This window comes from Janthinobacterium svalbardense, from assembly GCF_002327145.1.
Lineage (GTDB): Bacteria > Pseudomonadota > Gammaproteobacteria > Burkholderiales > Burkholderiaceae_D > Janthinobacterium > Janthinobacterium tructae.
On sequence record NZ_CP023422.1, the window covers coordinates 4932820 to 4951716 of the forward strand.

22 protein-coding genes and 1 tRNA gene are annotated in these 18897 nt (G+C 61.3%); 11 read left to right on the forward strand and 12 right to left on the reverse strand.

What is annotated here, in order from left to right:
- Positions 1 to 18 precede the first annotated feature (18 nt).
- The 7 genes from CNX70_RS28730 to CNX70_RS21985 all read right to left on the reverse strand — a co-directional run bounded on the left by CNX70_RS28730 (position 19) and on the right by CNX70_RS21985 (position 3797).
- Positions 19 to 411 (reverse strand): hypothetical protein, encoded by a 393-nt coding sequence (locus CNX70_RS28730; RefSeq protein WP_208624454.1) that lies wholly within the window; start codon positions 409 to 411, stop codon positions 19 to 21.
- On the reverse strand, positions 408 to 1211 hold the full coding sequence (locus CNX70_RS21960) for an ATP-binding protein (protein ID WP_096237092.1): 804 nt from the start codon (positions 1209 to 1211) through the stop codon (positions 408 to 410). Before CNX70_RS21960 ends, CNX70_RS28730 begins: the two co-directional genes overlap by 4 nt.
- Entirely contained in the window at positions 1195 to 2037 is an 843-nt protein-coding gene (locus CNX70_RS21965) for a phage replication initiator YdaU family protein (protein WP_096237094.1), read from the reverse strand. Before CNX70_RS21965 ends, CNX70_RS21960 begins: the two co-directional genes overlap by 17 nt.
- Before the next feature lie 185 nt (positions 2038 to 2222).
- A complete protein-coding gene (locus CNX70_RS21970; protein ID WP_157751224.1) occupies positions 2223 to 2507 on the reverse strand; it encodes a DUF6440 family protein in 285 nt (94 codons plus the stop codon).
- A gap of 5 nt (positions 2508 to 2512) precedes the next feature.
- Positions 2513 to 2851: a hypothetical protein gene (locus CNX70_RS21975; protein WP_096237098.1), complete on the reverse strand. Its 339-nt coding sequence runs from the start codon at positions 2849 to 2851 to the stop codon at positions 2513 to 2515.
- Positions 2848 to 3543, reverse strand: coding sequence for a KilA-N domain-containing protein (locus tag CNX70_RS21980; RefSeq protein ID WP_096237100.1), 696 nt, complete (start codon positions 3541 to 3543; stop codon positions 2848 to 2850). The genes CNX70_RS21975 and CNX70_RS21980 overlap by 4 nt, the downstream gene beginning before the upstream one ends.
- Complete coding sequence (locus CNX70_RS21985) at positions 3540 to 3797, reverse strand: helix-turn-helix domain-containing protein (RefSeq protein ID WP_096237102.1); 258 nt, start codon at positions 3795 to 3797, stop codon at positions 3540 to 3542. Before CNX70_RS21985 ends, CNX70_RS21980 begins: the two co-directional genes overlap by 4 nt.
- A 127-nt stretch (positions 3798 to 3924) precedes the next feature.
- On the opposite strand from CNX70_RS21985, the gene CNX70_RS21990 reads away from it, so the two are divergent.
- From CNX70_RS21990 to CNX70_RS22030, 9 genes are all read left to right on the forward strand, one after another.
- Entirely contained in the window at positions 3925 to 4755 is an 831-nt protein-coding gene (locus CNX70_RS21990; RefSeq protein ID WP_096237104.1) for a helix-turn-helix domain-containing protein, read from the forward strand.
- A gap of 141 nt (positions 4756 to 4896) precedes the next feature.
- The gene (locus CNX70_RS21995) at positions 4897 to 5310 is read left to right on the forward strand and encodes a helix-turn-helix domain-containing protein (protein ID WP_096237106.1); all 414 of its coding nucleotides are present in this window, start codon (positions 4897 to 4899) and stop codon (positions 5308 to 5310) included.
- On the forward strand, positions 5307 to 6008 hold the full coding sequence (locus CNX70_RS22000) for an ORF6N domain-containing protein (RefSeq protein ID WP_096237108.1): 702 nt from the start codon (positions 5307 to 5309) through the stop codon (positions 6006 to 6008). The genes CNX70_RS21995 and CNX70_RS22000 overlap by 4 nt, the downstream gene beginning before the upstream one ends.
- Before the next feature lie 155 nt (positions 6009 to 6163).
- The gene (locus tag CNX70_RS22005) at positions 6164 to 6616 is read left to right on the forward strand and encodes a hypothetical protein (RefSeq protein WP_096237109.1); all 453 of its coding nucleotides are present in this window, start codon (positions 6164 to 6166) and stop codon (positions 6614 to 6616) included.
- Positions 6613 to 6801: a hypothetical protein gene (locus CNX70_RS22010; RefSeq protein WP_096237111.1), complete on the forward strand. Its 189-nt coding sequence runs from the start codon at positions 6613 to 6615 to the stop codon at positions 6799 to 6801. Before CNX70_RS22005 ends, CNX70_RS22010 begins: the two co-directional genes overlap by 4 nt.
- Positions 6798 to 7478 (forward strand): hypothetical protein, encoded by a 681-nt coding sequence (locus CNX70_RS22015; protein WP_096237113.1) that lies wholly within the window; start codon positions 6798 to 6800, stop codon positions 7476 to 7478. Before CNX70_RS22010 ends, CNX70_RS22015 begins: the two co-directional genes overlap by 4 nt.
- Before the next feature lie 44 nt (positions 7479 to 7522).
- Positions 7523 to 7801, forward strand: a complete 279-nt coding sequence (locus CNX70_RS22020) for a hypothetical protein (protein WP_167389706.1) — start codon at positions 7523 to 7525, stop codon at positions 7799 to 7801.
- The gene (locus CNX70_RS22025) at positions 7798 to 8382 is read left to right on the forward strand and encodes a hypothetical protein (RefSeq protein ID WP_096237117.1); all 585 of its coding nucleotides are present in this window, start codon (positions 7798 to 7800) and stop codon (positions 8380 to 8382) included. The genes CNX70_RS22020 and CNX70_RS22025 overlap by 4 nt, the downstream gene beginning before the upstream one ends.
- Positions 8383 to 8400: 18 nt before the next feature.
- On the forward strand, positions 8401 to 8592 hold the full coding sequence (locus tag CNX70_RS22030) for an AlpA family phage regulatory protein (protein ID WP_096238612.1): 192 nt from the start codon (positions 8401 to 8403) through the stop codon (positions 8590 to 8592).
- A gap of 119 nt (positions 8593 to 8711) precedes the next feature.
- Here the strand turns inward: CNX70_RS22030 and CNX70_RS22035 are convergent.
- The 5 genes from CNX70_RS22035 to CNX70_RS22055 form a co-directional block, all read right to left on the reverse strand.
- Positions 8712 to 8788: transfer RNA gene (locus CNX70_RS22035), tRNA-Pro, on the reverse strand.
- 103 nt (positions 8789 to 8891) lie between these two features.
- Positions 8892 to 9506: a TetR/AcrR family transcriptional regulator gene (locus tag CNX70_RS22040; RefSeq protein WP_096237119.1), complete on the reverse strand. Its 615-nt coding sequence runs from the start codon at positions 9504 to 9506 to the stop codon at positions 8892 to 8894.
- Positions 9507 to 9574: 68 nt separating this feature from the next.
- A complete protein-coding gene (gene adeC / locus CNX70_RS22045) occupies positions 9575 to 11023 on the reverse strand; it encodes an AdeC/AdeK/OprM family multidrug efflux complex outer membrane factor (protein WP_096237121.1) in 1449 nt (482 codons plus the stop codon).
- Position 11024: 1 nt separating this feature from the next.
- On the reverse strand, positions 11025 to 14189 hold the full coding sequence (locus CNX70_RS22050) for an efflux RND transporter permease subunit (RefSeq protein WP_096237123.1): 3165 nt from the start codon (positions 14187 to 14189) through the stop codon (positions 11025 to 11027).
- Positions 14190 to 14204: 15 nt separating this feature from the next.
- Complete coding sequence (locus CNX70_RS22055; RefSeq protein WP_096237125.1) at positions 14205 to 15413, reverse strand: efflux RND transporter periplasmic adaptor subunit; 1209 nt, start codon at positions 15411 to 15413, stop codon at positions 14205 to 14207.
- 423 nt (positions 15414 to 15836) lie between these two features.
- Here CNX70_RS22055 and CNX70_RS22060 point away from each other — a divergent pair, with 423 nt between their 5' ends.
- Positions 15837 to 17345: an ATPase domain-containing protein gene (locus CNX70_RS22060; protein ID WP_096238613.1), complete on the forward strand. Its 1509-nt coding sequence runs from the start codon at positions 15837 to 15839 to the stop codon at positions 17343 to 17345.
- An 8-nt stretch (positions 17346 to 17353) separates the two neighbouring features.
- Positions 17354 to 18895, forward strand: coding sequence for a hybrid sensor histidine kinase/response regulator (locus tag CNX70_RS22065; protein ID WP_096237127.1), 1542 nt, complete (start codon positions 17354 to 17356; stop codon positions 18893 to 18895).
- The last annotated feature ends 2 nt before the right edge of the window (positions 18896 to 18897 follow it).

The window sequence follows — 18897 nt, forward strand, 5'->3', positions numbered from 1 at the left end:
GGTCCTGTGGTATTGCAATTAATCCGACGAGCAGCTGCTGCCGCTGTCAGACGATCCTGACGACGAATCGCTGCTGCTGGCCGAGCAGCTTGATCCGCCCCAGTCGCCGGATGCGCCACCGCCGTCGAACGTGCCGCTACCACCGCCCATCGGCGCCGTGGCGCTTGCTGGTGCACCAGCGAGCAAGCCGCCTTGCGCGGTGTAGCCGTCGAATGGCACGCTGGCCAGGCCGGCGCGGCGCGGTGGCTCGATGGCGCTGGCGCGCGCACGTTGCGCATCAAGGCGGCACCGATCCTCGGCACGTTTGCCGGCGTCGATGATGGCGCGCCAGGCCGCATCATCACGCGCCTTTTGCTCAGCCGCCTGGCGCGCTTCGCGGCGCTTGGTCCATGGGAATTTGAAGTTAATCATGCTGCAGCCTTTCCTCGATGCGACTCCCAATCGAACGTCACCCACTGGCCACCCTCGCGCAGCCGGTCAAAGCTTCGATCGCCCAGGAACGTCTTCATGCCGGCCTTGTTCTGATTCGTCAGCAGGATCATCGGCATCATGTCGCGGTACCGCTTGTCGATGATGTCAAACAGGCTGACCTGCTCGGCCTCGGTACCGTATTGCACGCCTACCTCGTCGATGATGAGCAAGCCGACCGTCGCCAGCGCTTCCAGCACCTGGGATTCGGTTTTCGGCGAGTCCCGGCGCCACGTGTCGCGGATCATGCGCACGGCATCGATGGCGGAGGTGTAGAGCACCGTGCCGCGCTCCATTAGCGCTTGGCCGATAGCAATGGCCAGATGGCTCTTGCCAGTGCCTGGCGGGCCGGAAAAGACCATGGTGGTGCCTTTGTCGTAATGCTGGCCGATGTTCTGCACGAATTCCATTGCCACGGCCAGCGCTTTTTCCTTGCCGTCGGTGTCGGCGACGAACGTCGAAAAGTCCTTGGTGCGATAGCGCAGCGGGATGCCCGAGCGGCTGAGTGTCGCCTCGATGTTGAGCTGCTTCCGCTTGGCCAGGTCCGCTGCCTCGGCGTCTTCCGCAGCAAGCCTGGCAGCGTCAGCGCAGGCCGGGCAGCCCATCCAGCGCGTGGTGCGACCGATGATGAAGCCCTTGCTCACGTATTCGCCATGGGTGTCGCAGTTGGCAGGCTTTTCTTCCTGGCCGATGGTCAAGCGCGGCGCCTTGGGCGCTTCGCCGCTTTCAGGTAATTCGTCCATTTTCGATCCCTTCCGAATAGTTGATATTTTCAAAACCACTGTGCCTCGATGTTAGCTGGGGGCCGGCACGCGGGGAGCCGGTCGACGGTTGCAGCACCCAGTCGGCCTTGAACCCGCGCCAGCCACGTTCGCAGCAGATGCGCAAAGCGCCTTCCAGGGATGTGCCGGCTTTGTCCGCCTCGCGCAAAATTCCATCAATCGCGGTTTTCGTGATCGGCGCTTTGTGCTTGGCCCGTAGTGCTTTGAAATCGATAACGACCTGCGGATCAACGCCGAGGAAGAGATCATCGGGAGCCGAAGGCGACTTATCTTTTGTTTTTGACTTTGTCTGTATCTTCTCTTCTCTACTCTTCTCTTCTCTAGGCGTTTCCGTGCCGTTACTGGCGTTACATGGCGTTACACCGTCAGCGAAAGCAGCAGTAGGCGCAAGTGAAGGAGCGGGCGCGGTAGCAGCAGCTGCAGCTTTGCGTGCACGGTGTGCGGCAACGCGATCTGCACTACTGTCCTCGGCACGCTCACGCTTCGTCTGGCGCTTATCCCATTCAGCAATACACCCATCAGCAAGCATCCTGCGATCTTCGAGCGCAGCGATGATGTCGGCGGTGCGAGTTTCAGCGGGCGGGAAATTGAAGAGGCAATCCACCGCCTCGGTGTCGATGTCGCCATAGCACCCGCGAGGCGAGGCAGCGCTGGCCGATTCGAGCAAGAACGCCCACACCGCAAGGACGTCAGGAACCGACGCACCAGAGCGGCGCGCAACAAGTTGAAATTTGGGATCGGTCACGCTGCCGTGATGCCAGCGAAACCAGTCGATACCGTTACTCACTTGTCGGCTCCAGACGTGTGATGTCCGTGCGGGCAGGCACTTGATATTCGCTGTAGTCCACTTCGATCCTGTTGCTGCATTTGTTATTTCAACCTTCTTCAGCCTGGTATAGGGTCGGGGCGTGACCAGCGGGCTGAAATCGCTTGGTCGCGGCTGCGCAGCCGCTGCCCCGTCGGTGATCGGGACTACTTATTCTCTGGCTGGCTTGGCTGAGCACCAGCTGGGCGCAGGCACACCTGTTTGCCATCACGATCCATGCGCGGCACCAGCGCCTGCAGGGCGTCGGTAGTGAGGTAATGGCATCCCGTTTCGTTGTCGACGTAAAGGATTGGCGCGTAGGCCATCGTCGCTGGACGATCAGGCGTGCCTGTTCGAGGTGGAGGGGCAACTGCAGGCGCCGGCTCGGCGTTGTAGGTCGCCAGCATATACGTCGTCGGCAACAGGGCCGTCAGCAGCATCGGTGCAATCATGGGCTTCACGACAGCACCGCCGCGCCGCGCGAAAAGCGATCCGATGCCTGCTCGGCGCGCATACCGCGCAGCTCGGCCAGCACCAGCAGCTGCACCACCAGGTCGGCCGGCTGCTGCAGCTGGTCGGCCGCGGTGAGCAGCTCGCGCTTGATCTGCGCCAGGGCAGAGTTATCGCGCGGCGCCACCGGCGTGCAAGCATGCGCTGGAACTTCGGCGCGCGCCGGACTGGCGGCCAGCACACCGTCGACATATGCAAGCGCATCGAGGGCGTGCTGGTTGCCGGCGAAGACCTGGCGCGCTTCCGCGAGGGCAGCGTCGATGGTAGTGCTGTCGATGGAGGTCATGATGCTTCCTTGGTGGGGTTGTAGAGCGCCGAGTCGGCGAAGGTCAGTTCCAGTTGGGCGCCACCACGCAGCGCCTTGCCGCTGATGTGCAGCAGGTCCCAATCGGCTTGCGTGTCAGCCTGATTCTTGATGCGCAGCATAAGTGGCACCAAGAACGCGAGATTGCACATCGTCATGCTTGGGAAGTCGTCGGCACCGGCGGCCGCGCTGATGGCTACATAGATTTTGGGAAAGCAGGCACCAGTGCGCTGGTAGATGTACGGCAAGGCCATGTGCAGCGGGATGCGATCCGTGGGAGTGGTGAGTCGGTCGTCGACGGTCGGTAGCGGCGCGCCGCGCAAGATAATCTCAATTTTTTCATCGGCCCAGAGAGCGAAGTCAATATCGATCCAGCGCGTAAAAACAACAGCAAGTTTCGGGTGAAGCCACGTTCCGCCGCGCTTCCCGCGCTTCGTTTCTAAATACGGGAAATTCCCGTATTTACGTTCCAAGGCCGCGATATAGACCGCAGCCTCTTGTGATCGCGTCCACTCGTGCGCATCTTTGCCGCGCCGCTTCGCCGCCTCGGTCGCATTGAACCAGCCATCGGCGCGGAAAGAGTAGATCTTGCCTTCGTATTCGGCGGTGATGAGCGCGCCGCTGGCCTTGGAGGTCGCCTCGGCCAGCAGCTCGTGCGGAGGGTGGCCGCTCATGGCTGGCTTTCGGTGGGGGTGGTTGGATTGGTCGCGGTGCCGACCAGGGCGAGAATCTTGGGGTTGAGCAGGCGGGCGCGTGCGATGCCGTAACGGGATTCGATCTGACCGGCACGCATCAAGGGCACCCAGCCCTGCTGGTGCCACTTGTTGATCGCCTGCTGACTTACACCGAGCTGCTGGCCGAGACTAACTTGCGTGCCTGCGGCAGCAACGGCGGCGGCGATGCCGGTGGGACTCAATCGTTTAGACATCTTTTGATCCTGCGAAAGTTGGATTTAATCAAGAATATCACAACCTTTGATGAAACAACAGTGAGATTTTACTTGTCACGAAATTCGGTGTACACTTTGAAGTAATTACAACTTAATAGGTGTTCATATGGAAGGCGAATTCGGTGCCGTCGTTCAACGGTATCGCGAGCGCGCTGGGCTGACGCAGGATGAGTTAGCGGAACGCTTGCAGGTGACCCAGCAAACCGTTGGGAAGTGGGAGTCTGGAAAAGCATATCCTCGACCTGGCGTATTTGCACGGTTGAATCAGGTGCTTTCCATCCCCGCTGCTGAAATCATGGATTTGTATGGCGATAGCAAAGGTGCTAGATCGCCAAGTGGACCATATTCTAGTCATGTCCTGAAGCAGATTGGCGATGACAGAAAGCGTCAAACCGAAGCTCTTTCTGAGCTTGCTGTAAAATATTCTGCCAAAGAAAAAGTGGATAGACTTACTAAGTCCGCAAACAGATTTGAATCAAAAAAAACCATTTTGGCCGAGTTAAAGCCCTTGCTTGAAAAGACTCAAAAGAGCTTTCAATGGGGCGCCGGGGTAGTCGGTGGCTCGCTAGCTTGGCTCGTCGACTACATTGATAAAGACGTAGTGGCTGAGTTCGCCTATGCAGAATCACCACTAGAGCTATCGTTAGAGCTGGAAGATTTCATTCCAAAATTATTATGGAACCTGGCAACGCTCCGTGCCCATCTAAGGGATACGCGAAGCTATTTGCTAATAATAATAATGCCTGGATATGTTGGCATGGATTACCCGGATGACGATCCAGAAAAAAATCTTGTGAAGCGCCTTCCAAATGAGGTCGTTTTGCGGAGAAAAACAGCTGAGGCGGCCCTTCTTGGGATTTCGATCTTCGTCACTAATACGCCGCGACAGGTGATTCCCCTCCTCGCCTCGCACGGAAATGAGGATATTGATACCTGATCACCATCCTGTCCGCAGCTCAATTACGCCCTACGGGGCGTTTTTTTTCGTCTTTTTTACGAAATTTAAAATACAAAGGTTGTATTACGAAATTTGTTATGCTAAAGTTGTTTCATTACCTGAACTCATGAGGCGAACGACATGACCAGCTCCACCACCAGCAGCACCGGCAAAATGCAGCCCGGCAGCCTGGCCGAAGGCATCCGCGCCAAGCGGCTCTGCGCCGGCTTCAGCTTGGCTGACGTCGCCCAGCGCATCGGCGTCAGCCCTCAAGCGGTCCACAAGTGGGAGTGCGGCACCTCTACCCCACGCCAAAAAAATCACGATGCTTTATCCGGCCTCCTGGGGATGGCTGGTGAGCCGCATGGCGTCACGGCAGGAACCGCCGTCGACCAAATCAAAGCCGCCGGTGGCCGCCTTGGCGCCGCTGCTGCGCTGCTGAGCGTGATCGATATCCTGCCGGTGGCCGAGCGCCTTGCGACGCTGGAAACTTGCGCCGGCCTGGCCGCTGATGCGGCACGTGATCTGGCTACTTTTGTTGGCGGTGCTGTATGAGTCACCTTCCATCCAACGCGGAGCAGCTTGCGCTGCGCGCTGCGAGCGTCGCCGCAATCCCGGCGATCACTTGGCGCGGCCATAAAGTCCTGACCACCGAGTTGCTGGCTCAGCTTTACGGCACCGACGAGGTGAACGTCCGGATGAACCACTCGCGAAACGCGGCGCGGTTCGATGAAGGCATTCACTTTTTTAAGGTTTCCGGAAAAGCACTTTCGGATTTGCGAGTAACTTTAAGTGACTCACAAATTTCGGCGAAAGCGCGCAGCCTGCATCTGTGGACCGAGCGGGGTGCGGCGCGCCACGCGAAGATGATCGAAACCGACCAGGCCTGGGATGTATTCGCCGTGCTGGAAGATCATTATTTCCGGCAGCCGCAAGTAGACGAAGATCAGGAGCTGACCACCTCAGCAGAAAGAAGACCTTTGCACTACGCTGCAGTCGATACGGCGTTGCTGCATGGCGTTCTAGTCTCCACAGCTCACACCGCGCACAACGCGGCGGCAGGTTCAAAGCATTACGACGAAATGACGCGCGCGCAGCTCAAGAAAGCAATTCCTATAGCGCAGCGGCTTGCCAATGGCACCGCCACTCCACGCGACTTTGCCCTGCTTGATGCAAGTAAGCACAGCTTGGAGCATGCGCAGGCCCAACTGGTTCTTGACTTGCACGATCCGCCAGACGACGCCATCGAATAACTGCCTAAGCCGGAACTGATTCGGCCCCACAAAAAGAAAAAGCCCAACCGGTGTTGACGCACCGGCCGGACTGTTGCGCCCTAATTTTTTGGAGAAAGACCATGGCGAATAGTAACAATACCACAATATTGCCGCCTGACACAAGTGGCCAAGGCTTGATGCAGGCCAAACGCCGCTACTTCGAAGGCTTTCCACCTGGCGCCCTCGATGGCAGCGAGCCGACGTTGCAATTCGGCGGTGGCTCACTGGGCTTCGGCGGCGACCGTGCTGACGTCATGGTCAGTTTTGGCGACAAAGTGCGCCGCGTCCCGGCCGAGCGTGCCCTGTTCCATCTGGATCGCTTTATCGAATCAAGTCGTGCGCGCCTCGTATTGATGGCTGGCTGTCACTACGGCGTGACGCTGGATCGCGAAGCTGCGGTAGAGCCGCTGTACGACATGTTCAACAGCGAAGGCACTCGCCTGCTCGCCGGCGTCGAACTCGACACCGCCCATCAGATCCGTGACGAGCACCAAGCCGAGCCAGACGTCTATCCCGAATGGCAAGGCGAAATCACCCTCCGCCTGATCCGGGGAGCATATCTCGACAAGCGGGCGCCGACGAAATGACGACCGGCCCATCCCGCGCCACCACCATCAAGCGCTTGGCCGGCCTCGCCGACGTCGTCGGGGCGCTGCTGGCCGCAATCGAAATCATGGAACCGGCATCCCAGCCGGAAGCACTGGAAACCTGCGCCACGCTGGCCAGCGATATCGCTGACAGCCTGGACAAACTGACGAGGACCTCAGAATGAAAAAAGCATATATCGAGCAACTTGAAGCTGCAAGGGCTGGCTGCCTGAACTCGATCATCACCGAATTCCTCTTCACCCGCCTCCTGGCTCGCCAGATAGGCTGTATGCAACAGAACTACTGGAGTTTCTTGGGCCCTGCGCGGCGTCAGGTAGTCAAGCTGAAGCAAAGCCCTTTCAACGCCCATCGCGCAGAATCGATCCGCGTCTTGTTGCGCGAGGGCGATAAGCAGTGCGACGAGCTCGGCGTGGCGCAGCGCCAGCTTGGCGAGGCCCTGGTCAAGATGGCGCCGGAGTTCGATGCCGCCACCACGTTCGAGCAGCGGTGCGAGCTGCTGGGCGTGAACGTGGTCGACCGCGCGCAACTGCCGGCCGACAGCGGCATGGTCCACATCGCCTCAGCCTACGGCCTGGAGGATTCCGCCGCCGGCCGCAGCCTGCCCCACAAGAGCGGCCCGCTTTGCGGCGCAATTCAGGCGCACATGAACCACATCATGTTCACGACGCCAGAGGGCCGCGCGGCAATGGATGAAATGTGGGAAAAGCTGACCGAGCCCGGCGGCCTTTTCCAAGGCCTGCCGCTTTACGACAAAGACGCCGACGGCACGATGGTGCGCCGGCCGCCAAACCTGGTTGTGGTCACAACACCACCAGCGGATAAGACGGGCGGTGCGCAATGAGTACCGCGCGCCTCGTACAGCTAGTGGCGATCGGAGAACTGGCCATGGATCAGTGGCGCGCCCAAGAGGCGGCCGTCAATGCCGAGCATGCCTATCACCTCGCCATTCGCGCCTACGAGCGCGAGCACGGGCACCTCAACAAGCGAATCAGCGCGGACGATCCGGAGCATGCCGCCGCGCGCGAATTCACGGCGCCGAAATACAAGCTGCTGCAGCAGGCCCGGCGCCGGACCTATGCATTGAAAACGCGCATGGCCAAGGCCTGCGCAAAGCTGGCCAGAATCTCGGCCGCCAGACCAACCCAACCTGAAAGCAAACAATGAAATACGTGAATTTTTACAGCGGCATGGCCCTGGTGATGATCGCCTCCATTCTCGGCAGCCTGGGCAGCGCCACCGGCGAACTTGCGCCACCGCTGATCCTCGGCGCCCTGCTCTTTACCGTGCTGGTGCTGGGCTGGGCCGGCGGCGCCAGCGATGCACGCCACGAGCTCGACAGGCTGACCAGGCTGGAAAGCGGCCGGCAGTTGCTGGCGCAATCGCACATCAGGCAGCGCGATCAACTCGAAGAGGCGAATGAAACACTGCGCGCGAAGCTCAAGGACTGCCAGGCGGCCATCGAGCGATTCACCGCGGCGCAGGCCGGGACCATGGTTCGCATCACGGCGCTGGAAGGTGAGAATGCGGAGCTGCGTAAGCGGCCGTCCAGCGAAGTCATGATGGCGACGGCCCGGCGGCTTATTGCCGAACTTAACGATGAGCCCGACGATGTGGATGAAGATTGCCGCAATTGCCAAGCGCGCGGCATTGGCTACCTTCATTCCGAGCTGTTGATGCACATGGAGGTGGCACCACTAGAACAGAGCGCGTGTGGTCGACCTGATCAAAATACAAAAATCAACTGAAAGTGAAAAATGAGCGATATGAGCGAAGTGAAAAAATTCATGCGCATGCCGGCGGTGATTGAGGCAACCGGAAAGGCGCGCCAGACCATCTACGACAACATGAAGGCGGGAACCTTTCCCAAGGCGGTTCGCATCGGCCCAAGGTCCATTGCCTGGGATGCTGGCGAGATCGCGGCGTGGCAAAAAAAGGTGCGCGACGAGCGCCAATAGTCCAACTATGTACGGAAAAGTACGGCAACAGCCCATATTATTTAAGGCACCGCTAAGGCACGAAGCGCCCGGATATGAAAAAGGCCAATCCGAAGATTGGCCTAAGTCTTTGATTCTTATGGTCGGGACGGGAAGATTCGAACTTCCGACCCCATGCACCCCATGCATGTACGCTACCAGGCTGCGCTACGCCCCGACGAGGTGAGAATTATAGCAGAGGCTTTTAGGTTTTTGCCATGCTTTGCGCAGGATTCATAGCGAACTGCGCAAAGTTTTTTTTCAGCCTGTGGCACAGCGTTCTACTCGCCCAGCAGCAATGCCGTCAGGACGATGCGGAAACCGGCGATCAAGGGTTCGACCTTCATGTCCGGATTGTGCACCGCCCGCACGGGCAAGCCCTGGTACATGGCGATCATGGCATTCAGTCGCCCTTTCAGCATCTCTGCGTCGGCCGGCAAGCCGCGCTTGATGCGCGCATCACGTATGATCGAAAGTAACAGCTTGCGCGAACGTTCATCCGCACAGTGCAACATTTCCGCGATGGCGGGGTTGCGCGACGCTTCGGCAAAAATCTCCAGCGGCATCACCCAGGTTTTCGGGTCCAAGCTTTCCAGCACATGCTCGCCAGCATTGTCGACCACGGCCTGCAGCGGGTCTTCGCGCTGCGCCAGATCCTGCATCAGGTTGGTGACCCGCTCCATGTTCTTCAGGACGAAGGCGGCGATGATCGCATCCTTGCTGTCAAAATAATTATAGATGTGGCCCGCGCTCATGCCGGCCGCCTTGGATATCTCGGCCATACTGGCGCCGTGGAAGCCGCGGCGGCTGAAACAGCTTTCGGCCGCATCGAGCACCTGCTTGCGCCGCGTGTTGGCGCGCTCGGGATCCGGATGCTTCTTTTCAACTTGGTTCATGATTTTCCAGTAGCGCGCCGGCCCTGCCCCTGCGGACAAGGGCAAGGCCGGCGTCGGCGTCCCCGTGATTATTGGACGCTGCCAGCCGCCGCAACGGCTGTCTGCTCAGGCTGCCAACCGCCGCCCAGCACCTTGTACAAGGTCACCAGGTTGGTCGATTTGGCCAGGCGCGCCGTGATCAGGCTTTGCTGCGCCGTGTACAGCGCGCGCTGGGCCACCAGGGCGTTCAGGTAGGACTCGGCGCCCTGCTTGTAGCGCGCATCGTGGATGGTGTAGCTCTTCGTCGACGCTTCGACCAGCGACACCTGCGATTGCAGGCGCTCATCGATGGTGCCGCGCTGGGCCAGCGCATCGGACACTTCACGGAAGGCGACCTGGATCGCCTTTTCGTATTGCGCCACGGAGATTTCACGCTGCACCTTGGCGATATCGAGGTTGGCGCGATTCACGCCGCCATCGAAGATCGGCAAGCTGATCTGTGGAATGAAACTCCACGTGCCACTGCCCGCCTTGAACAGGCCCGACAGGTTGTCGCTCAGCGAACCTGCCGTGGCCGTCAGCGAAATGCGCGGGAAGAAGGCCGCGCGCGCCGCGCCGATGTTGGCGTTGGCCGCGCGCAAGGTGCGCTCGGCCGCCAGCACGTCGGGACGGCGTTGCAGCACGTCCGACGGCACGCCGGACGGAATGTCCGCCAGGGCCGTCACGGCGCCGAACTCGGCTGGCGGCAGCAAGTCGGCCGGCACGGGGCCGCCCACCAGCAGGACCAGCGCGTTTTGATCCAGCGCCACCTGACTCGTGAATACAGCCACGTCGGAACGGGCCGACTCGACGCTGGTCTGGGCATCGTACTTGTCCAGGCCGGAAGTCGCGCCGGCACTGAAGCGGCGCACGGCCAGGTCATACGACGACTGCTGGCTCTTCAAAGTATCTTGCGCCACGCGCAGGCGCTGCTGGTCGGCCACCAGGTTCAGATAGGTGCTGGCCACTTCGCCCACCAGGCTGATCTGCTGTGCACGGCGTGCTTCTTCCGTGCCCAGATATTGTTCCAGCGCACTGTCGGACAGGCTGCGCACGCGGCCGAAGAAGTCCAGCTCGTAGGCCGAGACGCCCAGGTTCGCCGTGTACTGGCGATTGATGGACGCTTCGCCGTTGGCGCTGGCGTTCTTCGGCACGCGGCTGGCCGACTGACCGCCCGACGCCGACAGGGTCGGGATCAGCGCGGCGCGTTCGATGCCATACGTGGCGCGCGCCTTCTCGATGTTGAGGATCGAGACGCGCAGGTCGCGGTTGTTGGCCAGCGCCAGTTCCAGTACCTGGCGCAGGCGCGCATCGGCAAAGAACTCGCGCCAGGCGACGTCCGCCACCGGCTTGGCGTCGGCGGCGGCCGTGTCGGCCTTGTAGGAAGGACCGGTCGGCCACGCCGTGGGCGCCGGCGCTGCCGGACGCTCATACGTGGGAGCCAGGCTGCAACCGGCCAGCAAGGCCAGTGCCGCCATGGAGAGTAGTGATTTTTTCATATTAATGTGCATCCTTGGAAAGCGTGACGGCTGGCGAACCAGGCGTCGCCGGCGTGGCTGGCGCGTCCGGCTTCGAGAAGAAGCCGCGCACCAGCACGAAGAACACCGGCACGAAGAAGATACCGAGGAAGGTGGCCGTCAACATGCCGCCCAGCACGCCGATACCGATGGCGTTCTGGCTGCCGGAACCGGCGCCGCTGGAGATGGCCAGTGGCAACACGCCCAGGCCGAAGGCAATCGAGGTCATCAGAATCGGACGCAGACGCAGACGCACCGCATGCAAGGTCGCGTCCAGCAGCGACATGCCCGATTCCTGCATTTCCTTGGCAAATTCCACAATCAGAATCGCATTCTTCGCCGACAGGCCCACCACCGTGAGCAAGCCCACCTGGAAGTACACGTCATTCGACAGGCCGAACATCCACGTACCGAGCACGGCGCCGATCACGCCCAGCGGAACCACCAGCAGCACGGAGAACGGAATCGACCAGCTTTCATACAGCGCAGCCAGGCACAGGAACACGATCAGCAGCGACAGCGCATACAGCTGCGGCGTTTGCGAACCGGATTCGCGCTCTTCCAGCGAGACGCCGGTCCAGCTGAAACCGATGCCAGGCGGCAACTTGGCGACCATTTCTTCCATCGCGTTCATGGCGGCGCCCGTGCTTTGGCCCGGCGCCGGCGTACCCAGGATCTCTACCGACGGCAAGCCGTTGTAGCGTTCCAGGCGTGGCGATGCGTAAATCCACTTGCCGGTGGCAAAGGCCGAGAACGGCACCATCTGACCAGCGGTATTGCGCACGAACCACTTGTTCAAGTCTTCCGGCAACATGCGCGATTCGGCATTGCCTTGCATGAAGACTTTCTTCACGCGACCACGGTCGAGGAAGTCGTTGACATACGAACTACCCCAGCCCACGCTCAGCACGCGGTTGATTTCCGAGAGCTGCAAGCCCAGCGCAGTCGCTTTCTGCTGGTCGATGTCGATCTTGTACTGCGGCGTATCTTCCTGGCCGTTCGGGCGCACGCCCACCATGGCCGGATTCTGCGACGCCATGCCCAGCAACTGGTTACGCGCCGCCATCAGGGCGTCATGCCCGACACCGCCGATATCTTGCAGCTGCATGTCGAAACCGGTGGCGTTACCCAGTTCCAGCACGGCAGGCGGGGCGAACGTAAACACCATCGCATCCTTGATCTGCAACAACTTGCCCATGGCGCGACCGGCCACGGCCGGCGCTTTTTGCGCCACGTCCTTGCGCAGCGACCAGTCCTTCAGGCGCACGAAGGCGATACCCGTATTCTGGCCGTTACCACCGAAGCTGAAACCGGCGACGGCAAACACGGATGCGACGTTGTCTTTCTCGCTGTTCATGAAGTGCTCTTCGACCTGCTCGATCACTTTCAGGGTGCGCTCTTGCGTGGCGCCCGTCGGCAATTGAATCTGCGTAAACAGGATGCCCTGGTCTTCTTCCGGCAGGAAGGAGGTCGGCAGGCGCATGAAGACGAATACCAGGCCGGCCAGCAAGATGACATACAACAGCATCGAACGGCCGCGGTGACGGATCATGCTGCCAACCAGGCTCTGGTACTTGTTGCTGCTGCTGTCGAAGCTGCGGTTGAACCAGCCGAAGAAACCCTTGTTGCTGGCGTGATGGCCTTTTTCGACCGGCTTGAGCAAGGTGGCGCACAAGGCTGGCGTGAATACCAGCGCAACGATGACGGACAGCACCATCGACGAGACGATGGTGATCGAGAACTGGCGGTAAATCACGCCCGTCGAACCGCCAAAGAAGGCCATCGGCACAAACACGGCCGACAGCACCATGGCGATACCGACCAGCGCGCCCGTGATCTGCGTCATGGACTTGCGCGTCGCTTCCAGCGGCGACAAGCCCTCTTCGCTCATCACGCGCTCGACGTTTTCCACCACCACGATGGCATCATCGACCAGCAGACCGATGGCCAGCACCATGGCGAACATGGTGAGCGTGTTGATCGAATAGCCGAACGCGTTCAAGATACCGAAGGTACCGAGCAGCACGACCGGCACGGCCATGGTCGGGATCAGCGTGGCGCGGAAGTTTTGCAGGAACAGATACATCACCAGGAACACCAGGATGACCGCTTCGACCAGGGTCTTGACCACTTCTTCGATCGACAGTTTCACGAACGGGGTGGTGTCGAACGCTACCTGGTAGCTCATGCCTTCAGGGAATTGCTTGCTCAGGTTGCCCAGCATGGCTTTCGCCGCATTGGCCGTATCGAGTGCATTCGCGCCCGTTGCCAGCTTGATCGCCACGCCGGTGGCCGCATGGCCGTTGTAGCGGGCAACGGTGTTGTAGTTCTCACGGCCCAGTTCCATGCTGGCCACGTCCTTCAGGTACACCATGGCACCGTTGGTCGAGGTTTTCAGCAAGATGGCGCCGAACTGCTCCACCGTTTGCAAGCGGCTTTGCGCCGACACGGTCGCGTTCAGCTGCTGGCCCTTGACGGACGGCGTGCCGCCCAGTTCACCGGCCGACACTTCGGCATTCTGCGCCTGCACGGCCGTGATCACATCCGCCGGGGTCAGGTTGAAGCTTTGCAGCTTGGCCGGATCGAGCCAGATACGCATGGCGTACTGCGAACCGAACAGGGTCACATCGCCCACGCCGGCAACACGGCTGAGCGGATCGACGACGTTGGCGGCCACATAATCGCTCAAGTCGGTCTGGTCCATCTTGCCGTTTTCGGAAATGAAGCCGAACACCATCAGGAAGTTCTTCGTCGCTTTCGACACGACCAGGCCTTGCTGCGTGACAGCCGTCGGCAGCAGTGGCGTGGCCAGCTGCAGCTTGTTCTGTACCTGCACCTGGGCGATGTCGGGATTGGTGCCGCTGCTAAACGTCAGCGTGATGCTGATGCCGCCAGTGGCATCGCTCGACGAGGCCATGTAGCGCAAGCCGTCGATACCCTTCATCTTTTGTTCGATGACCTGGGTGACAGCATCTTCCACGGTCTTGGCGGAGGCGCCAGGGTAGGAGCCGCTGATCGAAATCGACGGCGGAGCGATACTCGGGTACTGCGCGATCGGCAGGCTGAGGATCGAAATCACGCCGGCAAGCATGATGACGATCGCGACCACCCAGGCAAAAATCGGGCGGTCAATGAAAAAACGGGCCATTAATATTCTCCTGAATTAGTGGGCGCTGGCAGCCGATGCGGCGGCAGAAGCGGCGGCGGCAGGAGCAGCGTCGGCCTTGGCAGGTACGGCAACGGCTGGCGCACCTGGCTTGACTTTTTGCAAGCCTTCCACGATCACGCGGTCGCCTGCGGCCAGGCCGGACGTCACCAGCCAGTTGGTGCCGACGGTGCCGCTGGTGGTCAGCACGCGCTGCTCGACCTTGTTTTCCTTGTTCAGGATCAAGGCGGTCGCCTGGCCCTTCTGGTTGCGCGTCACGCCCACTTGCGGCACGGTGATGGCTTTTTCATCCACGCCCGTTTCCAGCTGCGCACGCACGTACATGCCTGGCAGCAATTCGCCTTTCGGGTTCGGGAACAGCGCACGCAAGATCACGTTGCCGGTGGTCGGATCGACCGTCACGCCGGCGAACTGCAGCTTGCCCGGTTCGCTGTATTTGCTGCCGTCCGGCAGGATCAGGTCGACCTTGGCCTGGCCTTCGCCCACTTTCTTCAGCGAGCCGTCAGCCATCTGGCGTTTCAGGCGCAGCAGGTCGGTGCTCGACTGGGTCACGTCGACATACATCGGATCGAGTTGCTGCACCGTGGTCAGCGCTTCGGCCTGGCCTGCCGTCACCAGCGCGCCGGCCGTCACGGACGAGCGGCTGGTGCGGCCGCTGATCGGTGCCGTCACGGTGCTGTAGCGCAGATTGATGTTGGCCGATTCCAGCGCCGCGGTGGCGGACTCGACGTCTGCCTTGGCTTGCTCGAACGCAGCGATGGCATCATCGTATTCCTGGCGGCTCACGCCTTCGATGGCAACCAGTTCCTTGTAGCGCGAGGCTTTCGGACCGGCCGTCAGCAAGTTGGCCTTGGCTTTCGACAGGGCGGCCTTGGCCGAATTGGCGGCAGCCTGGTAGGTGGCGGAATCGATCTGGTACAGGGCCGTGCCCGCTTTCACATCGCTACCCTCGACAAACAGGCGCTTCTGGATCAAACCGCCGACTTGCGGGCGCACATCGGCGACTTGGTAGGCATTCGTACGGCCGGGCAATTCGGCGCTCATCGGCAACGCGGCCGGATTAACAGTAAACACGACCACCTGCGGCGCTTGCTGCGCGTGAGGTGCTTCCTGTTTTTTACCGCAGCCGGCCATGATTACAGTGGCGCACAGAACGGCAATAGCGCCGCTCGTACGCGGCGACGTCAATGAAAAGGTTGGTTGCATCTTGGACTTTCTGAAAAAGAAGCTGGCTAGTGTCGTTAGAAATGACTAAATTTATTAACGCAGATCAAAGAATGAACGATCATTCTAAAATCGTCAAGCATCGTTACAATTGAAACATAGCAACTAAGAAGCAAATTGAATTATCAATACAGCAATAAATAGAGGACAGCAACAGCGTCGGCACACCAGCAAAGTCAAACAAAAACCTGGTGGACGGCGGCAATATGGCAAAGCGGGAAGGTTGGATTGAATGAATACTGTAGCAGGGTAATGCGTTTTTTGCTGAATCGGCGATCATGTGCGCAACACTTCCCTGCACGGCCAAGCCCACCGCCATGAATATTTACCAATGGTATCGAAAAGACATGTCCCGGCATTCGCGCTACTATCCTGTCCACGGCGTGGCAAAGCGGGGGCGCGATGATGACAGCACAGGCGCAAGGGCAGGTGCAAGGAGCGCAAGGAACGGCGCAACACGGGGGCGCGAGCGGCCCGGACGCGCCGCCACTGCTGTCGACGGGCGTTCCCGGCCTCGACACCGTACTCACGGGCGGCTTGCTGGCCGAGCGCCTGTACCTGGTCGAAGGCGTGCCAGGCACAGGCAAGACCACCCTGGCGCTGCAATTTCTGGCTGAAGGCGCGCGCAGCGGCGCGCCCGTGCTGTATCTCGCCCTGGCGGAGTCCGAGATCGAGCTGCGCGGCGCCGCGCTGTCGCACGGCTGGGACCTGGCCGGCATCGCCATCGAAGAGGTGGCGCCCAGCGACGACATGCTCGACCCCGAGCGCCAGTACACCATCTTCCATCCGTCCGAAATCGAGCTGGCCTCGACCAACCAGCGCATCCTGGCCGCCATCGACAAGCACCGTCCGGCGCGCCTGGTGCTCGATTCGCTATCCGAACTGCAGTTGCTGGCGGAAAATCCCCTGCGCTACCGGCGCCAGGTAGTGGCATTGAAGCAATACCTGGCCAGCCGGCACTGCACCACCATCCTGATCGATGACCGTTCCCCGCTCGACGACGGCTTGCAAGTGCGTAGCGTGGCCCATTGCGTGATCTCGCTGGAGCTGCAAAACCAGGCGTATGGCAATGACCGGCGCCGCGTGCGGGTGGTGAAATACCGGGGCGTGCCGTTTCGCAGCGGCACCCACGACTACAAGATCGCCCGTGACGGCCTGGTCGTCTATCCGCGCCTGGTGGCGGCCGACACGCGGCGCGATGGCGACCATCGGCGCCTGTCGAGCGGCGTGCCCGAACTCGACGCCATGACAGGCGGCGGCCTGGAAGAAGGCACGAGCACCCTCATTTCCGGCCCCGCCGGCAGCGGCAAGTCCACCCTGGCGGCGCAATTCGTGCACGCGGCAACAAAGCGCGGCGAACCGTGCGCCATGTTCCTGTTCGAGGAAGCACGCAGCAAGCTGCTGAACCGGGCCGACAACGTGGGCATGCGCCTGCAGGCGGCGCTCGACACAGGCTTGCTGAGCGCACAGCAGATCGATCCGGCCGAGCTGACACCGGGCGAATTCGCCCAGGCAGTGGTCGACGCAGCGCAGCGCGGCGCCCGCGTGATCGTCATCGATAGCCTGAACGGCTACATGCATGCGGTGCCCGACGAGCGCTTCCAGAGCACCTATCTGCATGAACTGCTCAATTACCTGGGCCAGTGCGGCGTGGTCACCCTGCTGGTCGGCGTGCAGCAAAACATGCTGGGCACCTGCATGACCACCTCGGCCGACGCCAGCTACCTGGCCGACAGCGTCATCATGCTGCGCTATTACGAAACGGAAGGCGAGGTGCGGCAAGCCATTTCCATCTTCAAGGAACGCGGCTGCGCGCACGAACGCAGCAGCCGCCACTTCGAAATCAGCCCTCAGGGCATCCGCATCGGCCCGGCCCTGGCCGGTTTTCACGGCATCCTGTCGGGCTTGCCCTAGAAATTGCCATGGAGCAGCGCATCCTGATCTACGCGCCTGCCGGCCAGGATGCCGCTCTGGCCGGCACGGTATTCGCAAGCAGCGCCATCGCCAGCCACGCCTGCCACTCTCCCGGCGATTTGGCCGAGCAGCTGGCGCTGGGCGCCGGCGGCGTGCTGACGGTGGACGAGGCGCTGCAAGCAGGCGTCTACTCCGTGCTCGACGCTTACGCCCGGCAGCAGCCGGACTGGTCCGACTTGCCCATCATCCTGCTGACGCACGCGGGGCTCGATTCCCTGTCTTTGCGGCAAGCCATTACCACCCTGGGCAATCTGACCCTGCTGGAACGCCCCGTGCACATCTTGACCCTGATCACGTCGGCGCATGCCATGCTGCGCGCGCGCCAGCGCCAGTACCAAGTGCGCGAGACGCAGCGGCGCAAAGATGAATTCCTTGCCAGCCTCGGACATGAACTGCGCAACCCGCTGGCGCCCATCAAGTCCGCCGTGGCCCTGCTCAAGCACATGTTTCCAGCATCGGAACAGGTCGGCAAGGTGAGCGACGTGATCGAGCGCCAGGTGACGCACCTGACGCGGCTGGTGGATGACTTGCTCGACGTGGCGCGCATCAGCAGCGGCAAGGTGTTGCTGCAACGCAAGGAGTTCAAGCTACAGCAAGTGCTCGACCATGTGAGCGAGTTGTGCCAGCCTGCGGCCAGCAAGCGGCACATCCGCATCACCCTCGATCTGCCACCGCATGCGGTGACCTTGCACGCCGACTACGCCAGGGTGGTGCAAATCTTTGCCAACATCGTCTCGAATGCCGTGAAGTTCACGCCGGACGGCGGCCACATCCACATTACGGCACACCAGGCGCAAGGCCAGTTACAGGTGGTCATCGAAGACAATGGCATCGGCATCGAGCCGGACGCCATCGCGCGCATCTTTTCCATGTTCGAACAGGGACGCACGGTAGCGGGCGAAATGACCAGCGGCCTGGGCATTGGCCTCAGCCTGGCGCGCCAATTTGCCGAGCTGCACGGTGGTAGCATCGACGCCTGCAGCGACGGCCCCGGCCGTGGCAGCCGCTTCATCGTCACCTTGCCGGCCAGCGCCAGCGACATCCCGGCCGCCGCGCCGGCCGCCACAGACAGCGCGTCGCCCGCCAGCGCGCACCAGCCGCTGCAAGTGCTGGTGGTGGACGACAACCGCGATGCGGCCGATACCTTGCAAAGCCTGTTCCAGCTGGAGGGCTATGCCGCCAAGGTCGCGTATGGCGGCGCGCAGGCGCTGGCAGCCGTCGACATGGCCTGGCCACAACTGGTCGTGATGGATCTGGGCATGCCGGGCATGGATGGCTACGAAGCGGCCCGCCAGATCCGCCAGCGCGCGCAAGGGCGCGACGTGCTGCTGATCGCCCTGACGGGCTGGGGCCAAGGCGAAGCGCGCGCACGGACGGAGCAAGCCGGTTTCGACCACCACCTGACGAAGCCGGTGGATTTCGCCACCATCGCCGCCCTGCTGCACGCGCACCTGGCGCGGCGCGCGGGAGCCGCTACGCGAGCGGAATGACG

Coding starts and splice junctions, on each gene's coding strand:
- CNX70_RS28730 (WP_208624454.1), bottom strand. CDS start 411: ATGATTAACTTCAAATTCCCATGGACCAAGCGCCGCGAAGCGCGCCAG.
- CNX70_RS21960 (WP_096237092.1), bottom strand. CDS start 1,211: ATGGACGAATTACCTGAAAGCGGCGAAGCGCCCAAGGCGCCGCGCTTG.
- CNX70_RS21970 (WP_157751224.1), bottom strand. CDS start 2,507: ATGATTGCACCGATGCTGCTGACGGCCCTGTTGCCGACGACGTATATG.
- CNX70_RS21975 (WP_096237098.1), bottom strand. CDS start 2,851: ATGACCTCCATCGACAGCACTACCATCGACGCTGCCCTCGCGGAAGCG.
- CNX70_RS21980 (WP_096237100.1), bottom strand. CDS start 3,543: ATGAGCGGCCACCCTCCGCACGAGCTGCTGGCCGAGGCGACCTCCAAG.
- CNX70_RS21985 (WP_096237102.1), bottom strand. CDS start 3,797: ATGTCTAAACGATTGAGTCCCACCGGCATCGCCGCCGCCGTTGCTGCC.
- CNX70_RS21990 (WP_096237104.1), top strand. CDS start 3,925: ATGGAAGGCGAATTCGGTGCCGTCGTTCAACGGTATCGCGAGCGCGCT.
- CNX70_RS21995 (WP_096237106.1), top strand. CDS start 4,897: ATGACCAGCTCCACCACCAGCAGCACCGGCAAAATGCAGCCCGGCAGC.
- CNX70_RS22000 (WP_096237108.1), top strand. CDS start 5,307: ATGAGTCACCTTCCATCCAACGCGGAGCAGCTTGCGCTGCGCGCTGCG.
- CNX70_RS22010 (WP_096237111.1), top strand. CDS start 6,613: ATGACGACCGGCCCATCCCGCGCCACCACCATCAAGCGCTTGGCCGGC.
- CNX70_RS22015 (WP_096237113.1), top strand. CDS start 6,798: ATGAAAAAAGCATATATCGAGCAACTTGAAGCTGCAAGGGCTGGCTGC.
- CNX70_RS22020 (WP_167389706.1), top strand. CDS start 7,523: ATGGATCAGTGGCGCGCCCAAGAGGCGGCCGTCAATGCCGAGCATGCC.
- CNX70_RS22025 (WP_096237117.1), top strand. CDS start 7,798: ATGAAATACGTGAATTTTTACAGCGGCATGGCCCTGGTGATGATCGCC.
- CNX70_RS22030 (WP_096238612.1), top strand. CDS start 8,401: ATGAGCGAAGTGAAAAAATTCATGCGCATGCCGGCGGTGATTGAGGCA.
- CNX70_RS22040 (WP_096237119.1), bottom strand. CDS start 9,506: ATGAACCAAGTTGAAAAGAAGCATCCGGATCCCGAGCGCGCCAACACG.
- adeC (WP_096237121.1), bottom strand. CDS start 11,023: ATGAAAAAATCACTACTCTCCATGGCGGCACTGGCCTTGCTGGCCGGT.
- CNX70_RS22050 (WP_096237123.1), bottom strand. CDS start 14,189: ATGGCCCGTTTTTTCATTGACCGCCCGATTTTTGCCTGGGTGGTCGCG.
- CNX70_RS22055 (WP_096237125.1), bottom strand. CDS start 15,413: ATGCAACCAACCTTTTCATTGACGTCGCCGCGTACGAGCGGCGCTATT.
- CNX70_RS22060 (WP_096238613.1), top strand. CDS start 15,837: ATGACAGCACAGGCGCAAGGGCAGGTGCAAGGAGCGCAAGGAACGGCG.
- CNX70_RS22065 (WP_096237127.1), top strand. CDS start 17,354: ATGGAGCAGCGCATCCTGATCTACGCGCCTGCCGGCCAGGATGCCGCT.